Origin of the sequence: Bombilactobacillus apium, from assembly GCF_013385145.1 — a bacterium.
Lineage (GTDB): Bacteria > Bacillota > Bacilli > Lactobacillales > Lactobacillaceae > Bombilactobacillus > Bombilactobacillus apium.
In genome coordinates, this window is record NZ_JABZEC010000003.1 from 213,255 (window position 1) to 234,764 (window position 21,510).

General features: G+C 40.4%; 25 protein-coding genes, 1 pseudogene, 1 riboswitch and 1 other annotated feature. Of the genes and pseudogenes, 8 read left to right on the plus strand and 18 right to left on the minus strand.

Annotated elements, in window-relative coordinates; translation table 11 throughout:
- Positions 1 to 165: 165 nt before the first annotated feature.
- Complete coding sequence (locus HU830_RS04460) at positions 166 to 915, plus strand: LytR/AlgR family response regulator transcription factor (protein ID WP_176942583.1); 750 nt, start codon at positions 166 to 168, stop codon at positions 913 to 915.
- Positions 916 to 1,001: 86 nt separating this feature from the next.
- Here the strand turns inward: HU830_RS04460 and HU830_RS04465 are convergent, their stop codons facing one another.
- Complete coding sequence (locus HU830_RS04465; RefSeq protein WP_176942584.1) at positions 1,002 to 1,559, minus strand: hypothetical protein; 558 nt, start codon at positions 1,557 to 1,559, stop codon at positions 1,002 to 1,004.
- A gap of 340 nt (positions 1,560 to 1,899) precedes the next feature.
- Positions 1,900 to 2,256, minus strand: a complete 357-nt coding sequence (locus HU830_RS04470) for a hypothetical protein (RefSeq protein ID WP_176942585.1) — start codon at positions 2,254 to 2,256, stop codon at positions 1,900 to 1,902.
- A 5-nt stretch (positions 2,257 to 2,261) separates the two neighbouring features.
- Between HU830_RS04470 and HU830_RS08870 the strand changes: the two genes are divergently transcribed.
- Together HU830_RS08870 and HU830_RS09185 are read left to right on the plus strand one after the other, a co-directional pair.
- Positions 2,262 to 2,429, plus strand: coding sequence for a hypothetical protein (locus HU830_RS08870; RefSeq protein WP_228765790.1), 168 nt, complete (start codon positions 2,262 to 2,264; stop codon positions 2,427 to 2,429).
- Positions 2,405 to 2,596, plus strand: a pseudogene (locus tag HU830_RS09185) (C40 family peptidase). Before HU830_RS08870 ends, HU830_RS09185 begins: the two are co-directional and overlap by 25 nt.
- A 158-nt stretch (positions 2,597 to 2,754) precedes the next feature.
- Here HU830_RS09185 and asnA read toward each other — a convergent pair.
- Together asnA and cytX are read right to left on the minus strand one after the other, a co-directional pair.
- On the minus strand, positions 2,755 to 3,762 hold the full coding sequence (gene asnA, locus HU830_RS04485) for an aspartate--ammonia ligase (RefSeq protein ID WP_176942587.1): 1,008 nt from the start codon (positions 3,760 to 3,762) through the stop codon (positions 2,755 to 2,757).
- Between the two features lie 54 nt (positions 3,763 to 3,816).
- Positions 3,817 to 4,059, minus strand: a binding site (T-box leader).
- A gap of 207 nt (positions 4,060 to 4,266) precedes the next feature.
- On the minus strand, positions 4,267 to 5,460 hold the full coding sequence (gene cytX, locus HU830_RS04490; RefSeq protein WP_176942588.1) for a putative hydroxymethylpyrimidine transporter CytX: 1,194 nt from the start codon (positions 5,458 to 5,460) through the stop codon (positions 4,267 to 4,269).
- 77 nt (positions 5,461 to 5,537) lie between these two features.
- Positions 5,538 to 5,638, minus strand: a riboswitch (TPP riboswitch).
- A gap of 300 nt (positions 5,639 to 5,938) precedes the next feature.
- Between cytX and HU830_RS04495 the strand changes: the two genes are divergently transcribed.
- Positions 5,939 to 6,469 carry a hypothetical protein gene (locus tag HU830_RS04495; RefSeq protein WP_176942589.1) on the plus strand — a complete coding sequence of 177 codons (531 nt, stop codon included), beginning with the start codon at positions 5,939 to 5,941 and terminating at the stop codon, positions 6,467 to 6,469.
- Positions 6,470 to 6,627: 158 nt separating this feature from the next.
- On the opposite strand, the gene fba is transcribed toward HU830_RS04495, so the two are convergent.
- The 4 genes from fba to HU830_RS04515 all read right to left on the minus strand — a co-directional run bounded on the left by fba (position 6,628) and on the right by HU830_RS04515 (position 9,558).
- A complete protein-coding gene (gene fba / locus HU830_RS04500) occupies positions 6,628 to 7,494 on the minus strand; it encodes a class II fructose-1,6-bisphosphate aldolase (RefSeq protein ID WP_176942590.1) in 867 nt (288 codons plus the stop codon).
- Positions 7,495 to 7,613: 119 nt separating this feature from the next.
- The gene (locus HU830_RS04505; RefSeq protein WP_176942591.1) at positions 7,614 to 7,973 is read right to left on the minus strand and encodes an iron-sulfur cluster biosynthesis family protein; all 360 of its coding nucleotides are present in this window, start codon (positions 7,971 to 7,973) and stop codon (positions 7,614 to 7,616) included.
- Positions 7,960 to 8,904: an alpha/beta hydrolase gene (locus HU830_RS04510; RefSeq protein WP_176942592.1), complete on the minus strand. Its 945-nt coding sequence runs from the start codon at positions 8,902 to 8,904 to the stop codon at positions 7,960 to 7,962. Before HU830_RS04510 ends, HU830_RS04505 begins: the two co-directional genes overlap by 14 nt.
- A 6-nt stretch (positions 8,905 to 8,910) precedes the next feature.
- The gene (locus HU830_RS04515) at positions 8,911 to 9,558 is read right to left on the minus strand and encodes an HAD hydrolase-like protein (protein WP_176942593.1); all 648 of its coding nucleotides are present in this window, start codon (positions 9,556 to 9,558) and stop codon (positions 8,911 to 8,913) included.
- Positions 9,559 to 9,633: 75 nt separating this feature from the next.
- Between HU830_RS04515 and HU830_RS04520 the strand changes: the two genes are divergently transcribed.
- On the plus strand, positions 9,634 to 11,958 hold the full coding sequence (locus HU830_RS04520) for an HAD-IC family P-type ATPase (protein WP_176942594.1): 2,325 nt from the start codon (positions 9,634 to 9,636) through the stop codon (positions 11,956 to 11,958).
- Between the two features lie 162 nt (positions 11,959 to 12,120).
- Here the strand turns inward: HU830_RS04520 and trpX are convergent, their stop codons facing one another.
- From trpX to HU830_RS04555, 7 genes are all read right to left on the minus strand, one after another.
- A complete protein-coding gene (trpX, locus tag HU830_RS04525) occupies positions 12,121 to 13,116 on the minus strand; it encodes a tryptophan ABC transporter substrate-binding protein (protein WP_176942595.1) in 996 nt (331 codons plus the stop codon).
- Positions 13,117 to 13,656: 540 nt separating this feature from the next.
- Positions 13,657 to 13,944 carry a hypothetical protein gene (locus HU830_RS04530; protein WP_176942596.1) on the minus strand — a complete coding sequence of 96 codons (288 nt, stop codon included), beginning with the start codon at positions 13,942 to 13,944 and terminating at the stop codon, positions 13,657 to 13,659.
- Positions 13,945 to 14,042: 98 nt separating this feature from the next.
- Positions 14,043 to 14,189 carry a hypothetical protein gene (locus tag HU830_RS04535; RefSeq protein WP_176942597.1) on the minus strand — a complete coding sequence of 49 codons (147 nt, stop codon included), beginning with the start codon at positions 14,187 to 14,189 and terminating at the stop codon, positions 14,043 to 14,045.
- 57 nt (positions 14,190 to 14,246) lie between these two features.
- Complete coding sequence (locus HU830_RS04540) at positions 14,247 to 14,405, minus strand: helix-turn-helix domain-containing protein (RefSeq protein WP_176942598.1); 159 nt, start codon at positions 14,403 to 14,405, stop codon at positions 14,247 to 14,249.
- A gap of 578 nt (positions 14,406 to 14,983) precedes the next feature.
- A complete protein-coding gene (locus HU830_RS04545; RefSeq protein ID WP_176942599.1) occupies positions 14,984 to 15,367 on the minus strand; it encodes a hypothetical protein in 384 nt (127 codons plus the stop codon).
- A 53-nt stretch (positions 15,368 to 15,420) separates the two neighbouring features.
- A complete protein-coding gene (locus HU830_RS04550; protein WP_176942600.1) occupies positions 15,421 to 15,705 on the minus strand; it encodes a hypothetical protein in 285 nt (94 codons plus the stop codon).
- Positions 15,706 to 15,979: 274 nt separating this feature from the next.
- Positions 15,980 to 16,225 (minus strand): hypothetical protein, encoded by a 246-nt coding sequence (locus HU830_RS04555; protein WP_176942601.1) that lies wholly within the window; start codon positions 16,223 to 16,225, stop codon positions 15,980 to 15,982.
- Positions 16,226 to 16,441: 216 nt separating this feature from the next.
- Between HU830_RS04555 and HU830_RS04560 the strand changes: the two genes are divergently transcribed.
- Complete coding sequence (locus tag HU830_RS04560; protein WP_176942602.1) at positions 16,442 to 17,827, plus strand: glycoside hydrolase family 32 protein; 1,386 nt, start codon at positions 16,442 to 16,444, stop codon at positions 17,825 to 17,827.
- Here HU830_RS04560 and HU830_RS04565 read toward each other — a convergent pair.
- Positions 17,824 to 18,594, minus strand: coding sequence for a tyrosine-protein phosphatase (locus tag HU830_RS04565; RefSeq protein WP_176942603.1), 771 nt, complete (start codon positions 18,592 to 18,594; stop codon positions 17,824 to 17,826). The genes HU830_RS04560 and HU830_RS04565 overlap by 4 nt on opposite strands.
- 98 nt (positions 18,595 to 18,692) lie before the next feature.
- On the opposite strand from HU830_RS04565, the gene HU830_RS04570 reads away from it, so the two are divergent.
- Together HU830_RS04570 and HU830_RS04575 are read left to right on the plus strand one after the other, a co-directional pair.
- Positions 18,693 to 19,469: a glycosyltransferase family 2 protein gene (locus tag HU830_RS04570; RefSeq protein ID WP_176942604.1), complete on the plus strand. Its 777-nt coding sequence runs from the start codon at positions 18,693 to 18,695 to the stop codon at positions 19,467 to 19,469.
- Positions 19,470 to 19,479: 10 nt separating this feature from the next.
- Positions 19,480 to 19,869, plus strand: coding sequence for a YueI family protein (locus HU830_RS04575; RefSeq protein WP_176942605.1), 390 nt, complete (start codon positions 19,480 to 19,482; stop codon positions 19,867 to 19,869).
- A gap of 137 nt (positions 19,870 to 20,006) precedes the next feature.
- On the opposite strand, the gene HU830_RS04580 is transcribed toward HU830_RS04575, so the two are convergent.
- Positions 20,007 to 20,540, minus strand: coding sequence for a GNAT family N-acetyltransferase (locus tag HU830_RS04580; RefSeq protein ID WP_176942606.1), 534 nt, complete (start codon positions 20,538 to 20,540; stop codon positions 20,007 to 20,009).
- Positions 20,541 to 20,612: 72 nt separating this feature from the next.
- Positions 20,613 to 21,461, minus strand: coding sequence for a helix-turn-helix domain-containing protein (locus HU830_RS04585; protein WP_176942607.1), 849 nt, complete (start codon positions 21,459 to 21,461; stop codon positions 20,613 to 20,615).
- Positions 21,462 to 21,510 lie beyond the last annotated feature (49 nt).

The window sequence follows — 21,510 nt, forward strand, 5'->3', positions numbered from 1 at the left end:
GATTTATCACAAACTTTATGAAGTATGTTACTTTAAAGACATCTTGTAAGCATTTTAAAAGGTTATCCGAGTGTGCCACCCAAATAAACCCCATAGGATTTATGGTTTGTTTGCCTCGCACTTTTTTTAATTTCTAATTCCTAAAACCATTAAGGAAGGATTCTATTGCTAAATATTTTTTTATGTGCCCAAAACCCACAGGTTTTGACTTTATACAAAATGTTAATTAAAGATTATGCTAGCTCGTACCCAGAAAAGAATATGCAGATAATTTTAGCGCTCAATAATCCGCAGCGCTTAGAAACTTTTATCGCCGCTAACCCGCATTTAGCAGGACTTTATTTTCTGGATCTGGGCTTCTCCCCTGCTCCAACTCGAGGATTACAACTTGCTGAAACTATTCGCTGTAATGATCATCGAGCTAAGATCGTCTTCATCACCAAACACAAGGAATTCGCTTACCGCAGTATTGAAGCCAAAGTAGAACCGCTCGATTACATATTAAAAGATCAAACTTGGGAGCATATTCATGAACAAGTTATTCAAGATATTCGGATTGCCTTGGCTTCACAATTTGAAAAGGACCCGCAAACTCATTTCATTTACCAGACAGGGGCACAGACTCATGTCTTATCCTTAGAGCAAGTTGACTTTTTAGAAACCTCACCGAACCCGCATAAAATCATTCTCGTTACCAATCAGCAACGCCAAGAATTCCGAGGAAATCTTAGTGATGTTGTCCAGCAAGCCGCGGAACTTTATCGGGTTAGTAAAAGTTTAGTGGTCAATCTGCATAATATTCGAATCATTGATGCTCATGCTGCCAAAATTATTTTTGCGGACCAAAAGGAATGTTACCTACCTCGCAAAAAAATTAAGGCTCTCAAACAAGTCTTAGCACTTACCCCTAGGTAAGACTGTTCAGATTAATGAACCACCGAATGATTTTAAGTTCATTCGGTGGTTCTAGAAAGAATTATTTTCACTTTTTTACCGGACGCTTATTGACGATAATAACTACCCGTATTTTCATCTACCGTCACATAGGGTACAGTTCCGGTATCAACCTCATTTACCCACACGCCCCATTTACCATTACCTACGTTGACGTATTCCTTAGGAGTTACATGGTAGGTTGCTTTAAGGTCTTGTTCAAAATTCACGCGCCAATTAGCTGGAACATTATTTTTCGGTTGACTAGCCGAGTCCTGCTGTCCTTGAGCCGGAGCCTTAGGGGAGTCATTGTTCGTCTTATTTGTTGTCGTTCCATTATTGTTGGCCGGTTCTTGCTGATTAGCCGCCGAATTATCTGCAGCTGGTGATGAATTAGCCGCTGACTGAGACTGTGTTGAAGACTGAGAACTAGCTTGTTGTTCAGTCTGTTTTTGGATGGCTTCCTTCTTCTTAGAACTAGACTTTTTCTTCTTGTGATGCTGTTTTGTTTTTACCTTAGTTGTAGAAACCTGGGATTTTTCCGAATCAGAATGTCCTGGAAAATTACAGCCTGTAAGCAATCCTAGGACACTTAAAGTTGCTAAAAAAGTCATTAATTTTTTCATTGTACTGATCTCCTTTAGTTGATATTATAGCTGATCCCTGATTTTTAAGATATCTGGGGTCTTTCTCCCCCTGTTCAAATTGTACCATCTTTTATGAGGGTTTCAAATTACCCTTAGTCTTCAAAAAATTAATCTTTTATTGATAACTAATCCTTAGGATTTTAGGAAAACTTTCATTAAAAATAGACTGCCCGTCACAAATAGCTAGAAGAAAATATGTAGTGATCCTCAAAAGTTGGACCAAAAATCTAACTTTTGAGGGTCGGTACAATAATTATTTTCTTCTAGCTATTTACTTTAATTAGGTAAGTTAACCTAGCTGTAGTTTTCTAAGCCAACTTTAGCCGTGACAATTACCCGTATTCTGGTTGACTGTTATGTATGGATAAGCACCCGTATCGGCTTCTTTAACCCAAACTTGCCAGTAACCATTTCCAATATTGACATACTTACTTGGAGTTACATTGTAGTTATCTTTGAGACTTTTTTCAAAATTAGCCTTCCAGTTAGCATTACTTGCAGTTGCCCCGGTTTGCGTTTCTCCTTGCTGTTGAGCTGGCTGTTGTTGCTTATTATTAGCCGGAGCATTAGGCGTTGCCGGAGCGGTAGAATCAGTGGTCTTATTAGCTGGTGCTTGTGAATCACCTTCAGCTACAGGCGACTGCTGTTTAGAATCGGCCGCTGGATCGGGACGCACCTGCTATGTTGCTGTCGTCAACGGCGGTAGTTCTAGCAGTGGTAGCAACTCTGGCAGTGCCAATCCTAGCAACAAAGGACAACAAATTGCGAACATTGCGCGGTGCGATGCCGGTTACGGCTATGCTTGGGGTGGAGCAAGTCCCTCAATTGGTTTTGATTGCTCCGGTTTAGTTCAATACGTCTTTGGTCAAGCTGGCGTTTGGGTTCCTCGGACTTCTCAGCAACAAAGTAATGCTGGTTAGGGTGTCTCTCTTTCCAGTCTGCAACCCGGTGACCTCCTCTTCTGGGATGGTCAAGGCAGTGCCTATCATGTCGCTATCTATTTAGGCTATAATTAATATATTCATGCTCCGCAGCCAGGACAAACAGTAACGATTCAAAGTATCTATGCTTGGTATCCTAGTTTTGCTCGTCGTGTTATTTAAATAAACCTTAATCCAAAGAAAAATCCGACTAATTCCCTAGTCGGATTTTTTATTGCTAATTTTAAATTATCTTACAGGATATGAATCTGGTGTTGTTCGCATTCCGCCAACATTTCTTCCGGCCAAACACTAGCTTGGACTTCTCCGATGTGCGCTTTACCTAATAACAACATACATAAACGAGATTGCCCAATTCCCCCACCAATCGTATATGGCAACTGCTGATGCAAGATCATTTGGTGGAAAGGCAACTGGAGCCGTTCTTGGGCATCTAAGTCGGCCAATTGACGCACTAAGGCATCTTCATCGACTCGAATTCCCATACTGGAAATTTCCAAAGCTCGTTGAAGTGGTTCATACCAGAACAAAATATCGCCATTTAATTGCCAGTCATCATAGTCCGGTGCTCGACCATCATGACGTTCTCCCGTGGTCAACTTGCCCCCAATTTGCATGACAAAGACAGCACCATATTCCTGACAAATTCGATCTTCTCTTTGCTTAGCCGTTAACTCAGGATATTGATCAGCCAATTCTTGGGTGGTCACAAAATGAATTTCTTCAGGTAGACGATAAATTGCATTCGGGTACCGATACCAAACTTCGTGTTCCAAATGCTTAATTACTGCAAAAATCTGTTTAACAGTTTGTTTCAAAGTGGTCAAGGTCCGTTCTTCTTTAGTGATTACCTTCTCCCAATCCCACTGGTCAACGTAGACTGAGTGGAGGTTATCCAATTCTTCATCTTTTCGGATGGCATTCATGTTCGTATACAAACCTTCATGAACTTGAAAGTCATATTTCTGGAGAGCATAGCGTTTCCACTTCGCTAAGGAATGGACAATTTCTAAAGTTGCTCCCGGTAATTCCGGCATGGTAAAGGATACCGGACGTTCGATCCCATTCAAGTTGTCATTCAAACCCGTAGCTCGATCAACAAACATTGGTGCCGATAAACGTTCTAAATTTAATTTTTGACCAATTTCGGTTTGAAAAGTTTCCCGAATATAACGAATTGCGGCTTCAGTTTCCCGCAAGGAGAGCTTGGGATCATAGTCCTTAGGAATTACTAACTGCATGAAAAATCCTCCTCTGAGCAAATCATTAACGAAAAAAAGAGCCCTTCTTCCCTCTCAAGGGACGAAGAACTCGCGGTACCACCCTAGTTGCTACGCACGTAGCCAACTTATTTCACAGACTAACATCTGCGACCAAAGATAACGGGCTGGTACCGACTCAATTTTGCATTAATTAACGACACAACTGAGCAACTCCAGAAAGTGTTATTCAGATATCAATCACTGTTTGGTTTTCCACTAGCACCAATTCACTATCAGTATTGCCCTATCTTACTCGTCTTTCCGATTAGCTTTCATTTAACTATGGACTCATTATAACGAGTCGAATCCAAAAAGCAAGCTTTTTATTAAAAAGATTGGTTTTAGATTAATAACTGAAAATTTTTAAAACTGTCTTTTTTCCGACTGCTGACGATCTTCGCTAAATTTAGAGTTTCCGCCGAAATCTAGTAATAAATAGGTATCAGTACGCTATTAGCTGGCAAAAACAACAGCTGTTATCACCTAACTATTCTGGTTTGACCCCAGAGGATACTTGGGAGTTATTAAACTGGACAAGTAAATCCCCAATCCTAATAAGATCAATAATAAACAGGTTGGGCCCAAGAAGAAGTTAATTTTTTGTAAACCATAATAGCCGACCACGCCAATTAGCCACCAAATAAAGTTAACCGTCCACGATAAGCGTTGGTGAAGAACAAAAACACTAACGAAGACAATCGCAAACAGCGGTGCAAAAACGGCCCCGATAGCGTACAAGAAACTCTCATAATACTTCATCGAAACTAAGAGCGCAATTAATAGTCCGAGAAGAGTAATCCCAATCGCTGCCCAATGGGGATTGATCCGGGGAAACAAGTTCCGCAGATTTACGCCCGCCGAATAGGCATCAATAAAAGTGGTTGTGACCGTTGAAAAGACGACAATCAAAAGTGCGCCTAATCCTAATTGGGATTGAGCCAGAGCTCGACTTAAATCACTTTGCCCCGTGAATTGAACGATCACTAATCCTAAAATAAACATCACCAAACTACCCAAACAGTAGCCACTAACACTAACTAGGCTGATCTTGCGGGGCTGACGCGTTTGTTGGGTATAGTCACCAATCAACGGTAACCAAGATAAAGCCATGGTTACATTTAACTCCACGGCATTGCCAAAAGTGATTTTCGGCAGTGCTCCCTGGCTGGTCTGCGGACTACGAAGAAGCAGAGTTCCCAGAAAAACAAGCATCGCACCGGCTAGTAAGAGCACAAGCCAATTATTAACTTTTAATAACCAATTTTGTTTCAAAGACAAGATCAAAATGATCAAAACCGCGGCAATAACCGACATCATCAACACCGATTGGTAGTTAAATAATGATTGGGATAGACTATTCATCGCCAATTGAGCATTAACAATCATTACCGCTGTCCAGCCCAAAAGTTGGAGGACATTTAAAACCGAAAACAAACGGATCCCCGTCTTTCCAAAGGCTAGCCCTGTAGCTTGAATTGCCGTCCGATGGTAGCGGGCCGATAGATAGCCGGCCGGCCAGAGAAAAAGAAAACAGCCGATAAAATGTCCTAGAAAGATCGCCCCCAACGCGCGCCCAAATCCTAAAGGGGCTATTAAAGTTCCGGTTACAATTTCGGCAATTGAAATTGCCGCCCCTAGCCAAAGTAAGAATAAACTCCCAGATTTACTTTCACCCATGATCCTCATTGCCTCCATTTTTCTCAAAAAAAGAACTTTCCCGACCTGAGCCCAGAAAGTCCCCGAATTTTAAAAATTAATGGAGAACTACACTTTCCTTCGCAAGTCTTAACTTAACAGGTTCAAAGGGATTGGCTTTTTGCCATCTCAGCTCTTTTGAGCACCCCTAGTGTATGCGTTATCAAATTCAGTTTAGCAACTCTTTCTTCTAAAAACAAGTGAAAATTTCTTCTTTTCCAAAAAGCATTTTTCTCCAATTATTAATTTGAAAAAGAATTTGAGTCAAATTTCTTGTCAATTGCTAATTTATGTGCTAGCTTATAACCATACTAATTTTAAGAGGAAATTCCTAAAGTTAGTTGTCGTATTTGGGTGGAAATAAGGGCCGACTTTTAGTCGGTCCTTATTCTTTTGAAATTAATTAAGAATTTTTCTACTCTAACTTTAAATTGGTTGCTAAAACTAGGGGGAGAAAATAATGACTTTAGAAACCATCCAAAATCTTTATAATCCTCAATTGCCCACCCTTTTTCTAGCCCTTCATCCGCAAGCAAGCACGACCATCAGTAGTGGAAAGAAAATTATCGAATATCGCAAACGATTCTCGCGCCGGGAAAGTCAAATCTTCACTTATACAACTGGAAAACAAGGCGCTGTCTCTCTTTTCCTACATACTGCTCCCCCTATCAAAACTTCAATCACTAAACTAAAGCAGATCGGAACTCTTCTTCAGCAAGATCCACTAGACGAAATTGAAAGTTATTTTGCTGGCCACCTGCAAGGTTATGCGTTACCAATTTTAGAAGTCAGCCAGCTGGCGCCAATTGCTCGTTCCACTTTACAAGAATACTATCCGCCACTGACCATCCCCCAAAGTTACTTTTTTCTTGATCGTCCCGAAAAAGAAAATTTAAAGAATTTCCTAATTAGCCAAGCAATTCAAAATCACCGGGTAAATCCTTGGAATTTTTGGAAAACTCAGATTGCAACCCTTTTACAAGATCCCTAAAAATATTTTCTGAGAAACAAATCCAAAGCCAAAGGAACGGGCCCTCAACCCTAAGACAATAAGTCCAACTAGGGATCCGCTTAAAATCATCCCTAATTAAACAAAAAAATGGTGCCGAATTTAATCGGCGCCATTTTTTAATTAATTTAAATTGTAATTTAGATAGAAGGTGTGTTGAACCAAGCAATCCGTTCTTTGACACAATCCTTGATTGCTTCAGTTCCTGGAGCCAATAATTTACGAGGATCGTAACCTTTAGCGTCAACATCTTGGTCATGACCACCTTCGATGTATTCGCGGGTTGCTTTAGCAAAGGCCAATTGACATTCAGTGTTCACGTTAACCTTGGAAATACCCATGGAAACAGCTTTCACGATTTGTTCCTTAGGAATACCGGAACCACCATGCAAGACTAATGGAGTCTTCACAGCAGCAGCAATTTCTTGCAAACGGTCAAAGTTCAAACCGGTCCAGTCATCTGGATAAACACCGTGGATGTTACCAATTCCACAAGCCAAGTAGTCAACGCCAGTAGCAGCTAAAGTTTCAGCTTCTTCAACGCTAGCTAATTCACCATCACCGGTAATTCCGTCTTCAGTTCCCCCAATGGAACCAACTTCGGCTTCAACAGAAATTCCCTTAGCATGAGCTAATTTAACAATTTCTTTAGTTTTTTCTAAGTTTTCTTCGAATGGTAAGTCATGACCATCGAACATTACAGAGTTGTAACCAACTTCGATACATTCTTTGGCAGCTTCGTAGTTTCCGTGATCCAAGTGCATAACAACAGGAACGGTAATTCCCATTGACTTGATAGTGTCTTGAACCAAATGTAAGCAAAGTTCATAGCCACCCATGTACTTAGCAGCACCCATTGATGTTTGAATCAAGATTGGGGTCTTAGTTTCTTGAGCAGCACCTAAAATTGCCCGGGTCCATTCCAAGTTATTGGTATTGAAAGCACCGACAGCATATTTACCAGCACGAGCTTTGTCAAAAATTTCGGTTCCATTTACTAAAGCCATGTTAATCCTCCTAAAAAAGAATCATAGATTTAACGTACAAAGCTATTTTACCGCAAAAGTAAAACCCTGAACACCAATTCAAGAGATGTAATCGATTTCTACTTTCAGAAAGTCGAAACTTATTCTCCAGAGACGATTTTCACAGGAACATTACTATCAATAATCCCCGAATCATTTTGTAAAATAATTGCTGATGAACCGGCTTTTTGCGTTAATTTTAAATTCGAATCCAGATACATCTGGGAATTCTTCTTGACCCCGATCGGCCCCAAATTAGAATCGACCATTAAATAAAAATCGGGTAAGGAGACTTCCTTGGGTACTAAAAGAAGGCGGAAATTAACATCGAAGGAACAACTGAGGGCATGCCGTTCATCAAAAGCGGTCCCGTCCTCCAAATCCAGTAAAATATGATACTTGCTTAAATCTTTTTGCTCTAACTTAGCGACTACTTCGGGTTGAAAATTAATTTGTACCATGATTTTTGACCTCATTTTGAAAATATTTTTGTGTCCATTGGATAACTTTTTGGCGATACTTTTGGGGCTGCATTTGGTAGGACTGGGCATGTTTGGCTCCAGAAACTAACCAGAGTTTCTTTGGTCCGTGATTATTATCATAATTTATACGGGCATGTTTGGTAGGAACAAAGTCATCTTTGGTCCCGTGAATAATAAAGAGGGGAATTCGGTTCTGGCGCAAGGTTTTTTTAGTATCAGCGGCATAAAAGTCATAATGAGCGATCGTTTTCGCGAAGAGATTAGCGGTCGGCAATAAAGGGAAACTCGGCAGATGGAATAAAGATTGTAATTCATGTTGCAATTCGCCCTTGATGGAGGCATAACCACAATCTGTAATCGCGAACTTCACTTGTTTAGGCACCTTCAAGCCCAGATAATACATAACCTCAGCGGCGCCCATACTTAAGCCATACAAACCAATTTCTCCCTGCGGACCTTGTCTTTTTTGGACTTGTTTAATCCACCAGGCCAAATCGTCCCGATCTTGCCAGCCGTAACCAAGATACTTGCCTTGACTCATCCCTGCGGCCCGACCATCAGGTGTTAAAACATTATAACCAGCCTCATGGAATAATTGACTATACTGACCCACGGTTAAACTATTATCTCCATAACCATGGACAACGACAATCGTTTTCTTAGTCGGCTGCGGGGCCGGATAATAACGGGCCTTCATTTTCAAACCATCAAAACTAGTTTGGGTCCATCTTTCCTGTTTTTGTTGACGGGCCCAGCGTTGAGTACTCGTTTCCGACGCATCAGAGCCCCGAGAACTATAGCCGCCCTTTTTGAAAGCAAAGTTAAACAAGTAGTAGGCTCCACCCAAGTCAGCTCCAACTAGTAAAACAATCAAGGTTCCCAAAGTAATTTTCCAAAATTTCTTTTTCATTAATTATCACTTAACCTGTTCTACAACATCCAATGGTGTCTGGGCTAAGCTGACTACACCAGCATTTGTTAACTCTTCAGCTGAGCCAAAGCCATACAAAACACCAATGGTCGCAATTTGATTTTCTCGGGCACCTAAAACATCGGTATCACGATCGCCAACCATCAAAATATCTTGCGGATCTGTTAATTTTTCCGCTTGCATTGCGTGAGCAATCACATCTGCTTTATGCATTGTCTCCGATAAATCGGAACCATAAACTCCGGTAAAATAAACATTCAACTCTAAGTAATCAATAATTTGGTGTGCGAAAGATTCCGGCTTAGCGGTAGCGATATACAAGTTCTTGCCCCGTTCTTGCAACTGCTGTAACATAGGGACAACTTGCGGGTAAAGCTCCATTTCCTGCCAACCCTGACGACCATATTCTACTTGAAAATCTTTAATTAATTTATGCGCCAAGGGACTTTGTGCCTTAATTTGACTGTATTTTTCAAAACTTTCCGTCAAGGGCGGCCCAATAAACTTTCGCAAAACATTATCTAAAGGAACCGTTAAATTCTCTTGTTGATAAATCTTACGCAAGGTATTCATAATCCCTTGGGCGCTATTAATAATGGTGCCATCTAAATCAAAAAACAAATTTTGAGTCAATCTTATTCCTCTTTCATCAATTATTTTATTATATAATATTAGTGATTCTGACAGTGAAAATATTGAGGTGTAATCATGGAAGAAACTAATCTCACAACTGGTTTAACTACCGCTCAAGTGCAAGCGCAAAAGCAAGCGGGACAGTTAAACCAAACTCCGAACAATTCCACGCCAGTAACTATGATTATATCAAAAAATCTCTGCACATTATTCAACTTGATTAACCTAGTTTTGGCAGTCTTAATTTTTACAACCGGTAGTTACGCTAATCTGCTCTTTTTAGGCCCCGTTGTTGCCAATTTTTTAATCGGAACCTACCAAGAAGTCAAAGCCAAAAAAGAACTCGACCAAATGACTTTTCTCAATCGCCAACAAGTTACTACCCGTCGTAACCGCCAGGAAGTCCCGATTTTTCAAGACGAACTGGTTCGCGGCGACTTAGTTTACTTAAAACGCGGTGATCAAGTTCCAGCAGATGCTTTAGTACGCCAAACTCAACAAATTGAAGTTGACGAATCTAACTTAACGGGCGAATCGCGAGCAATTGCCAAGCAAGTTGGCGAGCAACTTCTTTCTGGAAGCATTATCACCGGTGGCCAAGCTTGGCTGCAATTGACCGCAGTTGGCTCTGAAAGTTTTGCCAACCAATTAGCCGCCAATGCTCGCGATCAAAAACACGAAGTTTCCCAACTACTGCAGATCATCAACCGCATTATCCAATTAGTTACCTATACTATTATTCCTTTGGGCTTAATTTTATTTTTAACCGTCTATGGCCGCCACCATCAACTAAATTCTGCTATCCTTGGCACTTCAGCTTCGATGCTTGGCATGATTCCCCAAGGATTAGTTCTTTTAACTTCGGTGGCTTTAGCCGTCGGGACAATGCACTTGAGCAAACACCAAGTGCTCGTTAAATCGATGACTGCTCTAGAATCTTTAGCACGCGTCGATACCCTTTGCCTCGACAAGACTGGCACGATCACCACGGGTGATTTACGGCTGCATGAAGTTATCTCCACCGCAGCTATTTCTTCAGATCAATTACTGATTCGGGCACAGAAAATTATGTTAGCAACTCAGGAACAAAATGAGACCGCCCAAGCTATTTTAAAGAATTGTTCCTTCCAGCTTGATCTCCAACAGATCTTGAGTGTGGTGCCTTTTTCCTCGGAACGAAAATGGTTGGCAGCTAACTTTGTTGATCAAAATTACTGGGCCTTAGGGGCGCCAACTTTCCTCTTAACTGATCCCCAAGAATTAGCACAAGCTCAGCAATACGCGCAACAAGGCTTTCGGGTTTTGGCCCTCGTGCAAGCCAGTCAAGAAATTCAGAGTCATTTAACTTCCGGGCAACTTCAAGGTTTCCTCCTGATTAACGATGAGGTCCGACCCACTGCCCAAAATACCTTTAGCTATCTACGGACGCAGGGAATTACCCTCAAAGTTATTTCTGGTGATGATCCTCAAACTGTATCCAAGGTAGCGCAACAAGTTAAGTTACCCCAAGCTGAGCAGTATGTCGATATGTCAGAAATCGGTGCCACCACTGACTTTAATGATCTCGTCGAAAAGTATACAATTTTTGGCCGGACTCTCCCCAACCAAAAACAAGAACTAATTACCGCTCTGCAAAACCAAAAGCACAAGGTCGCAATGACTGGAGATGGCGTTAACGACGTCTTGGCGATGCGCCAATCAGACTGTGGGATTGCGATTGCCGGCAACAGTGATGCTGCCGAAAGTGCCGCCGATTTTGTCTTGCTCAATCAGGACTTTGATTCCTTGATTGAGGTTCTTAAAGAAGGACGACGGGTGATCAATAATATTGAACGTGTCGCTGCCCTATATTTAATCAAAACCATGTATTCAGCTGCTTTAACGATTTTCTTTATTTTGATTCATACCAGTTATCCTTTTTATCCGGCGCAAATGACGCCGGTTAATGCTATTACCGTGGGCATCCCGACTCTCTTCCTAGCTTTGCAACCAGATTTTCGTCCTCCTGAGGGCCGCTTCTTTCGTAACGTTTTGCAAGTCGCCTTGCCCGCAGCTCTAGAAATTACGGCTTTAGTCATGGGAATCATCGCTTGTGGGCGCGGATTCAATTGGTCCTTTAGCCAAACCTCAACTTTATCAGTCTGGGTCATTAGCTTGGTCAGTTTTGCGGCTTTATGGACAACTTCTCGTCCTTGGAATCGAGCCAATGTCTCTTTATTTCTCGGGCTCTTCTTGCTCAACCTAACTATCTTTAGTTGGTGGGGGCGGTTCTTCAAAATTAGCGCCATCTTCTCCCCTCAACTGCGAGAACCGATTTTAATCTTACTCCTAGCTTTTTATCCAATCTTTTTAATTGTCCGCGAGCTAATTGTTCGCTATGTTTTACGAGTAAAACGCTAGCTTAAATCAATAAAAGAGCTCCTCAACTTTCTCGCTGTCCTTGTAGTAACTCCCAAAAACTAGACCCAAAATCTAACTTTGAGATCAGGACACTTAATAACGAAGAAATGAGGCGCTCTTTTTAATTTTATTCAGGGAACTTTTTTCGGTGATTAATTTTTTTCAGTGAAAAACCTTTCCGGATGTTTCGGCTTCTTTTTGAAAGTCTGCCGGAATTTTTAAGCCTAACTTTTGGGCCTGCTTGAGATTCAAGACTGGTTCACCATGTTTAAGATATCTAATCGCTGTGGTGGCTGGCTTTTTGTCGCCCCGTAAAATGGCGGCTGTTAATTTACCACTTTCTTCACCCAACCGATATTGATTAATACTATAGGCCGCGACGCCACCTTGTTTAACCATCGTATCGACCGCTGGAAAAATCGGTTTGTGAACGGCATCGGCATTTTTTACCAAAGTCTGCATCGCCCCCGCGACCGTATTATCGGTAGTCACGATGACTCCTTCCACTTCGGTTAGCATTTGTTGGGAAACCTGATTCAAATCATTACTATTAGCAATTGAATATGCTTTTAATTCCACATTATGACGTTTAGCTTCTTTAACAAATTCCGCTTCTTCAGTAACTGCAGAATTATCATTAGAAGTATAGATAATTCCTAGCGTTTTAACATGCGGTAAAAACTTCAAAATCAGCCGAAACTGTTCTTTAATCGGGGCCCGATCACTCACTCCCGTAATATTAGCTCCGGGACGCTGATTATTTTTCACTAAGCCAGCTCCTTGAGGATTAGTTACTGCCCCCAAAACTACCGGAATCTTGGTTGTGGAGTTAGCTAAGGCTTGTGAAGCCGGGGTCGTAATCCCGAATAAAACATCTGCTCGATCACTGACTAATTTATGGGCCATCATTTGCAGGTTGCTTTGATCACCTTGCGCGTTCTGGTAGGCAATCGTTACATTCTTACCATCACGATAGCCTTCACGAGCCATCTGTTTACGAAAACCGGCGTAAATCTGATCCAGAGCTGGATGATGCATTAAAGTTAAGACACCTACTCGCGGTTTCGAAATTTTATTTGCGGGTTGATTACCCTTTTGGAAGTAACCTATTCCTAAACACAAAAGTAAAAGTGCAATTACGGTATACATTCTTTTCATTATTAAATGACCTCTTTTCTTCAAAAATTCTGTCCATCAAAAACTATTTAAGCCAAGAAAAAAAAACCCGTACGTTAAATCCGTACGAGCTTCCATGATTACTGGGTTAGCCGGCACAGATCCAATCTGAAAAAGTCTCAGACCGAATCCGCGCTTGCGGTCAATCCGAGTTACCAGCTTTGCCAGCTTTTATTTAGTTGAAAGATCCGATAATCTCGCATTGAATCAAACTCCTTTAATTTATTGTTAGAATTTTACGCCCGATTATGAGAAAAAGTCAACTAAAAAAACGCCTCTTGGAAGACGATTTTTTAGTTGACTTTAAATTATTAGCTTCTGATTAACAATTATTCCCCTCAAGAAGCAAGTTCACATCTGACGAAATGTGACAATTTAAAAGCAAAATAATTTTAGTTTTCAATTTCCCTCGGAAAATCATCAACTAATTCGATTCTAGACTTTTATTTATCCAGAAAAATTCGAATTTCCAATTTGAAACTTAATTTATCAAAGAAAATTTAGATGAAGAGTTAATTAATGTTATTTAAAAAAACTTACTGCTAATTTTTCTGCTTTTGTATCTGCTAATATTTGAACAATTTGCTTAGAGAAATCAAAATCTTGTTGTAAAAGTGCCTCATAGTAATACCCCACCAAGCGATAGAAGAAAAATTCGGGTTGTGCTCTCAACTGACATAAATAATGAACTTCTGTCGTCGCCGAAATCAGGTGATCCTCTTGATAACAATGATGAACAAAATTAGCTAAGACCGCTACAAAATCAAGTTGATAACTTAGACTACGATCAGGTTTATAACGCACACACATTAACTTGATTCATAATTCTTTCTGCGGTCGTTAAATTAAATAATTTTAAAGAACGACTCAAGAGCTGTAATAGGTTGTCTCTTGAAGTAAGCGCCCTCTTAAAAGCGTTCGCTGCTGTTGTGATGGGGCAACGGATTATGTTGCAAAACAGCTTGTGCCCAAACACAATCCAAAGCTAATTCTTGGACAAATGGTTTATCCTGCGGTAAGAGCTGGATTTTATATTGTAACTCGCGTAATCGCATCACATCCTGATCACACCAACAACAATAGCCCAAGTCACGCAAAGATGCTAATTGGGACTAGGGATCCATCAATTCGCTGGCCACTTTATTAATCCCATTAAGGTTTAAAATTCGTAATAAATCATCGGCGTTAATATCCGTCTTACTGGTCTCAACTTTTGAATAAAAAGAAGTTGAAATCCCCCCTGAACCATCTGCTTTTGAGTTAACTCCCACTGCAGCCTTTCTTCAGTAGTTGTCCAATTGTCACCATCTTTTGGGTCACCTTTACCTCTCCACAAACTCCGGTTGTCTTCCCCAAGCCAACCTTTACTTAATATTATAATAGTTTATCGCTCGCCAATTTACTAATAAAATGTAATTTAAATTAAAATTCTTTTTACTTGAATTTCCTTTTACTTAAAATTCAAAATGAACTCTTTTACCGTTATTTTTTAATTTATTCGTGTAATTAGAGAACCTCCATGCTATAATAAAGCTATCGTTTGTCACTTTTAAAGTAATTATAAGATTGAATTCAATCTTTTCTCTAAGAAAGCACCTCAGACCTAAATTAGGTTTTGTCACTGATTTTCCAAAATATGCGTCCTGTTGAAGGACGCATATTTTGATTAAGCATAGGTTCTGCGGTATGGATATCGCTGTTCGGCTAAAATTTCTGCTTCTAGTCGATTAAAGTTCAATGAAGCTAGATAGTCTTGGTAATTTAAACATCGCCAAGGATGGGTGATTTTCGGAACTCGAGATCGTTTTACTGGGGATTTAACGGTTGATTCGGAATCAAATAACGCTGATTAAAATTGATATGTGGATATGCAGAAAAGATCATAAACTTCGTCTTGATCAGTGGTTAAATATAACTTTCCAGTGAAACTCTTGATTACGAGCACTTTAGTATGTGGTTTGAGATAAACGTATTCTCCATTACGGATTGGCAAGTAACGTTTATTTTCAAAACTGAGCCAATGACCTGAATTAATGATTGGTTCATTGGCAATAATTAAAATTTGATCAATTTCACGCGGAATTAGTTGCTTCTCAAAAACAGGCGTGCTAGGGTCAATGGGCTCTGCGAAGCGTTGATTAAAACGTTGAATAAACTTGGGTAAGAAGTTGTTCGCAGCGCTAATAGTTTTAATTGTGGTTAAACGTAGTTCACTTAGGAGACGATCTTGCATCGTTTGGACTAAACGTGCTACTCGCCCTTTGGCTTGGGAGATACTAGTCGTCTTTAGTTCAGTACCGAGAGTTTTTCAGACATAACTAAAACGTGTGAGCGGGTGATCCTTTGCGGGAGCACCCGTTTTTTAACATAATTAAAGGTGAGCCGATTGTCGGTGAGAAATTTTGCCGGAGCGCCAAAATCATGTAAGATTTGGACAAGGACGTGGTAATAACCTTGAAGGGTTTCTTCAGCTGCAAAGTGGGCTCCGACAACCATTCTTGAATGATCATCAATCACTAGATGTAAGGTAGCTTTGTGGGATCCAAACCAAATTTCCTTGGAGGCATCCATTTGAACTAGTTCACCTGCATATTTCTTCCGTGGACGTTCTGGATGAGCTTTAACCGATTCAATTTCAGAAATTGCAGCTAAGGTAATGTGAGCTTGTTGAGATAAGTTATGGTTTCTTTTTTCTTTAGCTCGTAATTCGGAACGAACATGACTACGAGTAGCTTTTCAAGCCTTGGGAGCTAGAATCTGGTGTTGGCGAAAGAGTTTTCGGAGAGTTAATTCAGAGATGGAAATCTGTTCTCGTTCTAAGAGAAATTCACGAAAGTGATCAAAGTTAAAGCCCTGAGATAAACTTTCGCGTCAAAGCCGGCGGAAGTTTATTTGCGGGAGAATGATTGGTATTGCCATGAACAAAAGCAGCTTTACCTTGTTGCCAATATTTATTGCGGAGACGATAGATGGTTCGTGACAAGCAGTCAAGTTTAACTGCTGCCGTTAAGATTGCAGTTGGTTGATTGGCTATGCGTTTAATCAAACGATAATGTTGTTCTTGATCTATAGATAATTCCACCTTTTTCATAAAAGACCCCTCTCAAATATACTTCAGAGGATACTAGATTAAGTGACACTTTTCCTTACTGGATATCTATGACATTATCGCTTACAGATAACATTATTCTATATAGAAACATAGAATGTTTTTGACAGACTCTATGCAACAATTACCTTTAGCAAGTATTAACTAAGTGATTAATTAATAACTGACATATTATTTAAATTGAGGAAGAAAATGGCGATGCTAACTAACGAAAACATGATTCCCTTTCCGGGGTCCAGTTACCATGTCAAATCAATGCGCGGTATTTTTAATAGTCCCAACGGTTTTTGTTATTATGAAGGTTATTACCATTTATTTTATCAATACCGTCTTCTTCCCGGTGACCTCCATCAATTAGTTTGGGGACATTTGCGTAGCCGGGACCTAGTTTACTGGCAAACAGTTCCGATTGATTTACCCGTCAAGAATCAATCCTTTACTGGACAATACTTTGCGGGCAGTGTCCTGATTAAAAAAGATGTTCTCTACTTAATTTATACTAGTACCCAACAAAATAGTAACTATAGCTTAACCTATAATCAAAATATCGCTTTTAGCCGGGACGCAGTGACCTTCACCCCTGACTATCATAATCCAGTACTTAGCTCAGCAGATCAACTTCACTGGCGAAAACTGAGTAATCCACAAATTTGGGAGCACGATGGTAAATATTTTCTCCTCTTAAAAGGAGTCGACGATCACCAGCAGCAACAGGCTCTAATTTACACCGCTAATAACTTACACCACTGGCTTTATTTAGGTGCCATTTTACCTCTGCCCCTCAAGGCTAAGGCCCAGGTTGAATATCTTAATCTGCTCCACCTTAACGGTAAAGATATTCTACTTGTTTCTTATCTCGGGGCCAAAGATCAACACGGCCAGCATCATACCCAGAGTTACTATTGTTACGGCAATTTAAATTACCAACAAGTCAGCTTCCAAAAACCAGAGTGGCAGCGCTTAGATTTCGGTCACAACTCAGGGATTACCCAAACTTTACTTGCACCTGATGGGCGTTACCTAATCATGGGCTGGCTAGACAATGATCCGACTTCTAACCAAGCCTGTGAAACGACCCGGTCTTTAATGTTGCCTCGAGAGTTAACCTTTGAGGAGGGTCACCTGTTCATGCACCCAATAGCGGAATTACAAGATTTGCGGCAAGAACTTTTGCAAGATTGCCAACTAATTCCCCAAAAACAACAAATTATTTTGCAAAATCAACTCAACTTTGAACTTAACTTAAACTTGGATCTTAGCACTTGGTCTGGTCAAGAATTGACTCTCGATTGGTTAGATGCTCATGACCAAGTCCTTTTGCAACTCCAATATCGGCGCGATCAAAAGCGTCTAGTTTTGCATCGTCACGATAGCACTAGTGATGCTCCCGCCACTTTGAAAGATTCAGCAAGTCTAAAATTACAGATCTTTGGCGATCAAAACTCACTCGAAATTTTTGTCAACGATGGCTACTTAACTTTTTCTGAATCTTATCATTTTCTGACTCCACCACAAATTCGTTTCAGCTGTGATCAACCACTGAAAACTCATTGCCAAGCTTATCAACTGGAAACTTTACCTTAAGATCTCCGTGTTTGGGGTTCAGTATATAATTCAATTAAATGCTGGTAGTCAGCGGGAGTTAATTTTAAAACTTGTTGGCGAAATTGATTCCAGCTACCGTAGACGCTCAACAGGGCCTTTTCAACGGCCGCAATTGTTGCTTGATCGGCTGGCGTTAAATTAATTTGCTCCAACTGGGCATCGGCTGAATTACGGAGTCCCCGCAAATCCGAGTTTTGTTGATACATCAAATTGGTCAATAAATAGTCGCGGGTAATCACAGCTAGCGGTACTTTTAAAACAAATAAAAACAAAATAGCTAAGATTCCGGTGCGATCTTTCCCCGCTGAACAGTGAAATAAGACTACTTTTTCAGGTTGATCATTAGTCAATAAGAGCTGAAAAAAGGCTTGGAAGACCCGCTGACAGTGTTGATCCAAAACCACTGCTTGATACATTTGAGCTAAGCCCACTCCCTGAATGGCTGCCGGCAACTGATGATATTGTCTTTCTCCACTACCATCACCGGGATATAAAGGCCAATGATAATTATGCCAACTATCGACCGCCGGATCAGGCCAATTCTGCCGCTCATAATCTGAACGCAAATCAACGCAATAGCGCAGTCCATAGTCAGTCAAGAAGTTTTGTTCATCCTTGGTTAATTCACTTAAATAGCCCGCTCGCAGCAATTTATGCCAGCGCAATTGGCGCCCCATTTCTGTAGGATAGCCTCCCAGTTCGCGTAAATTATAAGTTTTTTGAAATGGAAAAATTCGGTTTGGCATAATTTATCTCCCCTGATTCATAATTCACCTCTGTAAAATCTCCTCCAAGTAATGCAATTTGGAAACAATTCTTTTACAATATAAGTTAAGGTGATTAAATGCCCAAATTAAGTATTATCATTCCATTATACAATGAAGCGGGGCACTTGATGAAAAATCTCCAATCATTACTTGCCCAAACTAACCCAGATTTTGAAGTTATCCTTGTCGACGATGGTTCAACCGACCAAACTAATGCTCTCGCTAGCAGTTGGGTACAAGAACACAGTCAGTTTCGACTTTTAACCCTCCCCAGCAATCAGGGAATTTCCAGTGCTCGTAACGCAGGAATTAAAGAGGCTCAAGGAGAGCTGATTACTTTTATAGACGGTGACGACTGGGTTGAGCCCAATTATACCGACTTTTTTTTGCGTTGCTTTACCTACTATCACCTTGATTTAGCGGTTTGTGGTTATATCAAGGAACCGCCGAAGAAGAATGCTAAAATTCCGACTACCACAATTCAAGGTTTCTGCGATCAAGCCGAAGTTATTCGTCAAATCACGAAAATGTCGGGATCTGTGATGGGCTATACTTGGAACAAAGTCTACCGGACGGATCTAATTCGTAAATACCAACTAGAGTTTGACCCTGATATTTCCTTAATGGAAGATCAAATTTTCAATGTTCAATATGCTGTCCACGCACAAAATTTTTATATCCAATCCCCGCCGTTATACCATTACTGGCAACACGAAGATAGTGCTTCCCACACACATGATCTAGAAAGTGCCAAAAGTATCGGCTTAGCTAATTATCGAATTGCTAAAATCATCTTAGCCAATAAGAAAAGTAGCTCGAACTCCAATTCCCCTTCCGATTATGATTTTTCCTAGGAGGTTCTAGATGACCAATCTCGAAGATTATCTCAAAAAGAATGTCTTTGGTACTCCCCAGCTTAACCCTGACGAAAAGCGGCAATTTTTAGGCAACTTTCGTGAACGGGTTGCTCTAGCTTTAACAGTTGCCCAATTACGCAATCCAGCTACCTGGACGACAATTCAACAAGTGATGCAACAATATCCCCAATACCATTTATTTATTAATGGTCGTTTGAATTCAACTCCGCGAACTAAATTACTAAAATTAGCTGTTCAACTCCACTATCAATTTACAATTACTGACCAAAGTAAAATCCGCGTTAAAAATCAAGCCTTAGGCGAGCAAGAAATGGGTCTCGTGATCGCCGATGACAAACACCATATCTCCAAGCCAATTCTCTTAACCCGACACTAAAACGGGCTAGCCTAATTAAGTAGCTTTCCTTAACTTACCGCCAAAACGGTGGGTTTTTTGACGAAATAAAAAATAGCTAACTCCTTTTGCCACTAATTAAAGTGGAAATCGAGTTAGCTATTTTAGTTTTTAGGTGATTAATTGGAGTTACTTAAATAAATTCCCATCGGCAAACCAAGCTGTTGACTGATTTGTAAATATACCCGGACATCATAATGATGATGATAAAGTAAATGATAACGTTCTGGTCCATTCACCGTCATGAGCTGCGAATCCTGCAGACCATTACGCAAATAAAAAGCATACCGGCGCTGGCGTTGCTCAAAATTAGGGGCACTTTTTTCTACCAGTTCACTTTCCAGCATTAACCCCTGTGGAAAGACCTGTTTCAACTGTTGAACAACCTGTGAACCTAAATTTTGTCCCCGTTCTTCTGGACTAATCGCCAAATATACAACAAAACATTCCTGGACAGCAAATTGAACTCCAAATAAAATTCCCACGGGGCGCTGATCAGATTTGATAGTCTGTAATTGCATCCGCGAGTCAGTTTGAGCCAGCTCTTGAAGTTGGTTCCAAGGCAAACGTTCAACTGCGGGAAAAGCCTGTTCATACAACTGATGCCACCAAGTTAATTCAGTAGTTAACGTTGGCGTAATCTCGATTGTCATCAAAAGTCACTCACTTTATTTAAGTTTGCTTTCATTATATCAATAATTAGCCCAAAAATATATGCATCCTCATTAGCTATTCACTCCGGGAGCGACTCGAGCTAAACGTTGGATCTCATATAAAGCTTCTTGAGCTAAATCATGGGCTCCAATCTCTTCCAATAATTCACATTGAACCATCGCCGCATTGTACTGCTGAAGACATAATTTTAAGCGTAGTTGGGCTAGAATCCAAAGATCGTAGCGCGGCAATTTCTGGGCTAATTTACCAGCAAATTGGAGCAAAATTTGCGTCTGCTTAAAATCTTGCGCGGCCAAAGTTATCGTCGAAGTATTCAAAACTAAGGCTAACTTCAATTCTCCTAACTGGGGATATTTACTCTGGAGCACCTTTAAAACTTGCAACATGACTTGTACCGCCATTTTAGAATCAAAAAAGTATAAAATATCATTGACTAAGTATAAATCTAACCTAGTCCATAAATTAAGCTCGGATAAATAATACCAAACGGGTTCTACCAAACGCCGTGCTGATGCATATTGGTGTTTTTTAACTTCTTGTAAAGCGGTAACCACAATCACCAAACGAGCGATATCTTGATCAAAATTACGCTTTAAATAAGTTTGACAATCTCCGATAAATTGCTGCAGCTGGGTCCTGGAGCTCAAGAGCGAAAGTTGCGTAAAAGCTTGAATTAGCGCCTGTTTAGGACTTTGTTGACAGTTATTACGGATATATTCAAATTCTCCCACGGTTAAACCTAACTGTTCAATGAGGTAGAGAGCATTATTGTAAGAAGGTGTCGTTAAATTATTTTCAATCTTAGAAATTGACGTATGCGACAATTGGCCATAGGTTAAACTGGATTGTGTAATTTTACGCGATAATCGAATTTTTTTAAGTGTGTCCCCAAATTTCATAAAAATCTCCCCCAGGGTAATTACTGTGAATATAGTTTACTTTACAGGC

Excerpts from the sequence above, each read along its gene's own strand:
- HU830_RS04465 (WP_176942584.1), bottom strand. The coding sequence starts at position 1,559 with ATGAAAAAATTAATGACTTTTTTAGCAACTTTAAGTGTCCTAGGATTG.
- HU830_RS08870 (WP_228765790.1), top strand. The coding sequence starts at position 2,262 with ATGTTGCTGTCGTCAACGGCGGTAGTTCTAGCAGTGGTAGCAACTCTG.
- asnA (WP_176942587.1), bottom strand. The coding sequence starts at position 3,762 with ATGCAGTTAGTAATTCCTAAGGACTATGATCCCAAGCTCTCCTTGCGG.
- cytX (WP_176942588.1), bottom strand. The coding sequence starts at position 5,460 with ATGGGTGAAAGTAAATCTGGGAGTTTATTCTTACTTTGGCTAGGGGCG.
- HU830_RS04495 (WP_176942589.1), top strand. The coding sequence starts at position 5,939 with ATGACTTTAGAAACCATCCAAAATCTTTATAATCCTCAATTGCCCACC.
- fba (WP_176942590.1), bottom strand. The coding sequence starts at position 7,494 with ATGGCTTTAGTAAATGGAACCGAAATTTTTGACAAAGCTCGTGCTGGT.
- HU830_RS04505 (WP_176942591.1), bottom strand. The coding sequence starts at position 7,973 with ATGGTACAAATTAATTTTCAACCCGAAGTAGTCGCTAAGTTAGAGCAA.
- HU830_RS04510 (WP_176942592.1), bottom strand. The coding sequence starts at position 8,904 with ATGAAAAAGAAATTTTGGAAAATTACTTTGGGAACCTTGATTGTTTTA.
- HU830_RS04520 (WP_176942594.1), top strand. The coding sequence starts at position 9,634 with ATGGAAGAAACTAATCTCACAACTGGTTTAACTACCGCTCAAGTGCAA.
- trpX (WP_176942595.1), bottom strand. The coding sequence starts at position 13,116 with ATGAAAAGAATGTATACCGTAATTGCACTTTTACTTTTGTGTTTAGGA.
- HU830_RS04530 (WP_176942596.1), bottom strand. The coding sequence starts at position 13,944 with ATGTGTGTGCGTTATAAACCTGATCGTAGTCTAAGTTATCAACTTGAT.
- HU830_RS04535 (WP_176942597.1), bottom strand. The coding sequence starts at position 14,189 with ATGCGATTACGCGAGTTACAATATAAAATCCAGCTCTTACCGCAGGAT.
- HU830_RS04545 (WP_176942599.1), bottom strand. The coding sequence starts at position 15,367 with ATGCAAGATCGTCTCCTAAGTGAACTACGTTTAACCACAATTAAAACT.
- HU830_RS04550 (WP_176942600.1), bottom strand. The coding sequence starts at position 15,705 with ATGGATGCCTCCAAGGAAATTTGGTTTGGATCCCACAAAGCTACCTTA.
- HU830_RS04555 (WP_176942601.1), bottom strand. The coding sequence starts at position 16,225 with ATGAAAAAGGTGGAATTATCTATAGATCAAGAACAACATTATCGTTTG.
- HU830_RS04560 (WP_176942602.1), top strand. The coding sequence starts at position 16,442 with ATGCTAACTAACGAAAACATGATTCCCTTTCCGGGGTCCAGTTACCAT.
- HU830_RS04565 (WP_176942603.1), bottom strand. The coding sequence starts at position 18,594 with ATGCCAAACCGAATTTTTCCATTTCAAAAAACTTATAATTTACGCGAA.
- HU830_RS04570 (WP_176942604.1), top strand. The coding sequence starts at position 18,693 with ATGCCCAAATTAAGTATTATCATTCCATTATACAATGAAGCGGGGCAC.
- HU830_RS04575 (WP_176942605.1), top strand. The coding sequence starts at position 19,480 with ATGACCAATCTCGAAGATTATCTCAAAAAGAATGTCTTTGGTACTCCC.
- HU830_RS04580 (WP_176942606.1), bottom strand. The coding sequence starts at position 20,540 with ATGACAATCGAGATTACGCCAACGTTAACTACTGAATTAACTTGGTGG.
- HU830_RS04585 (WP_176942607.1), bottom strand. The coding sequence starts at position 21,461 with ATGAAATTTGGGGACACACTTAAAAAAATTCGATTATCGCGTAAAATT.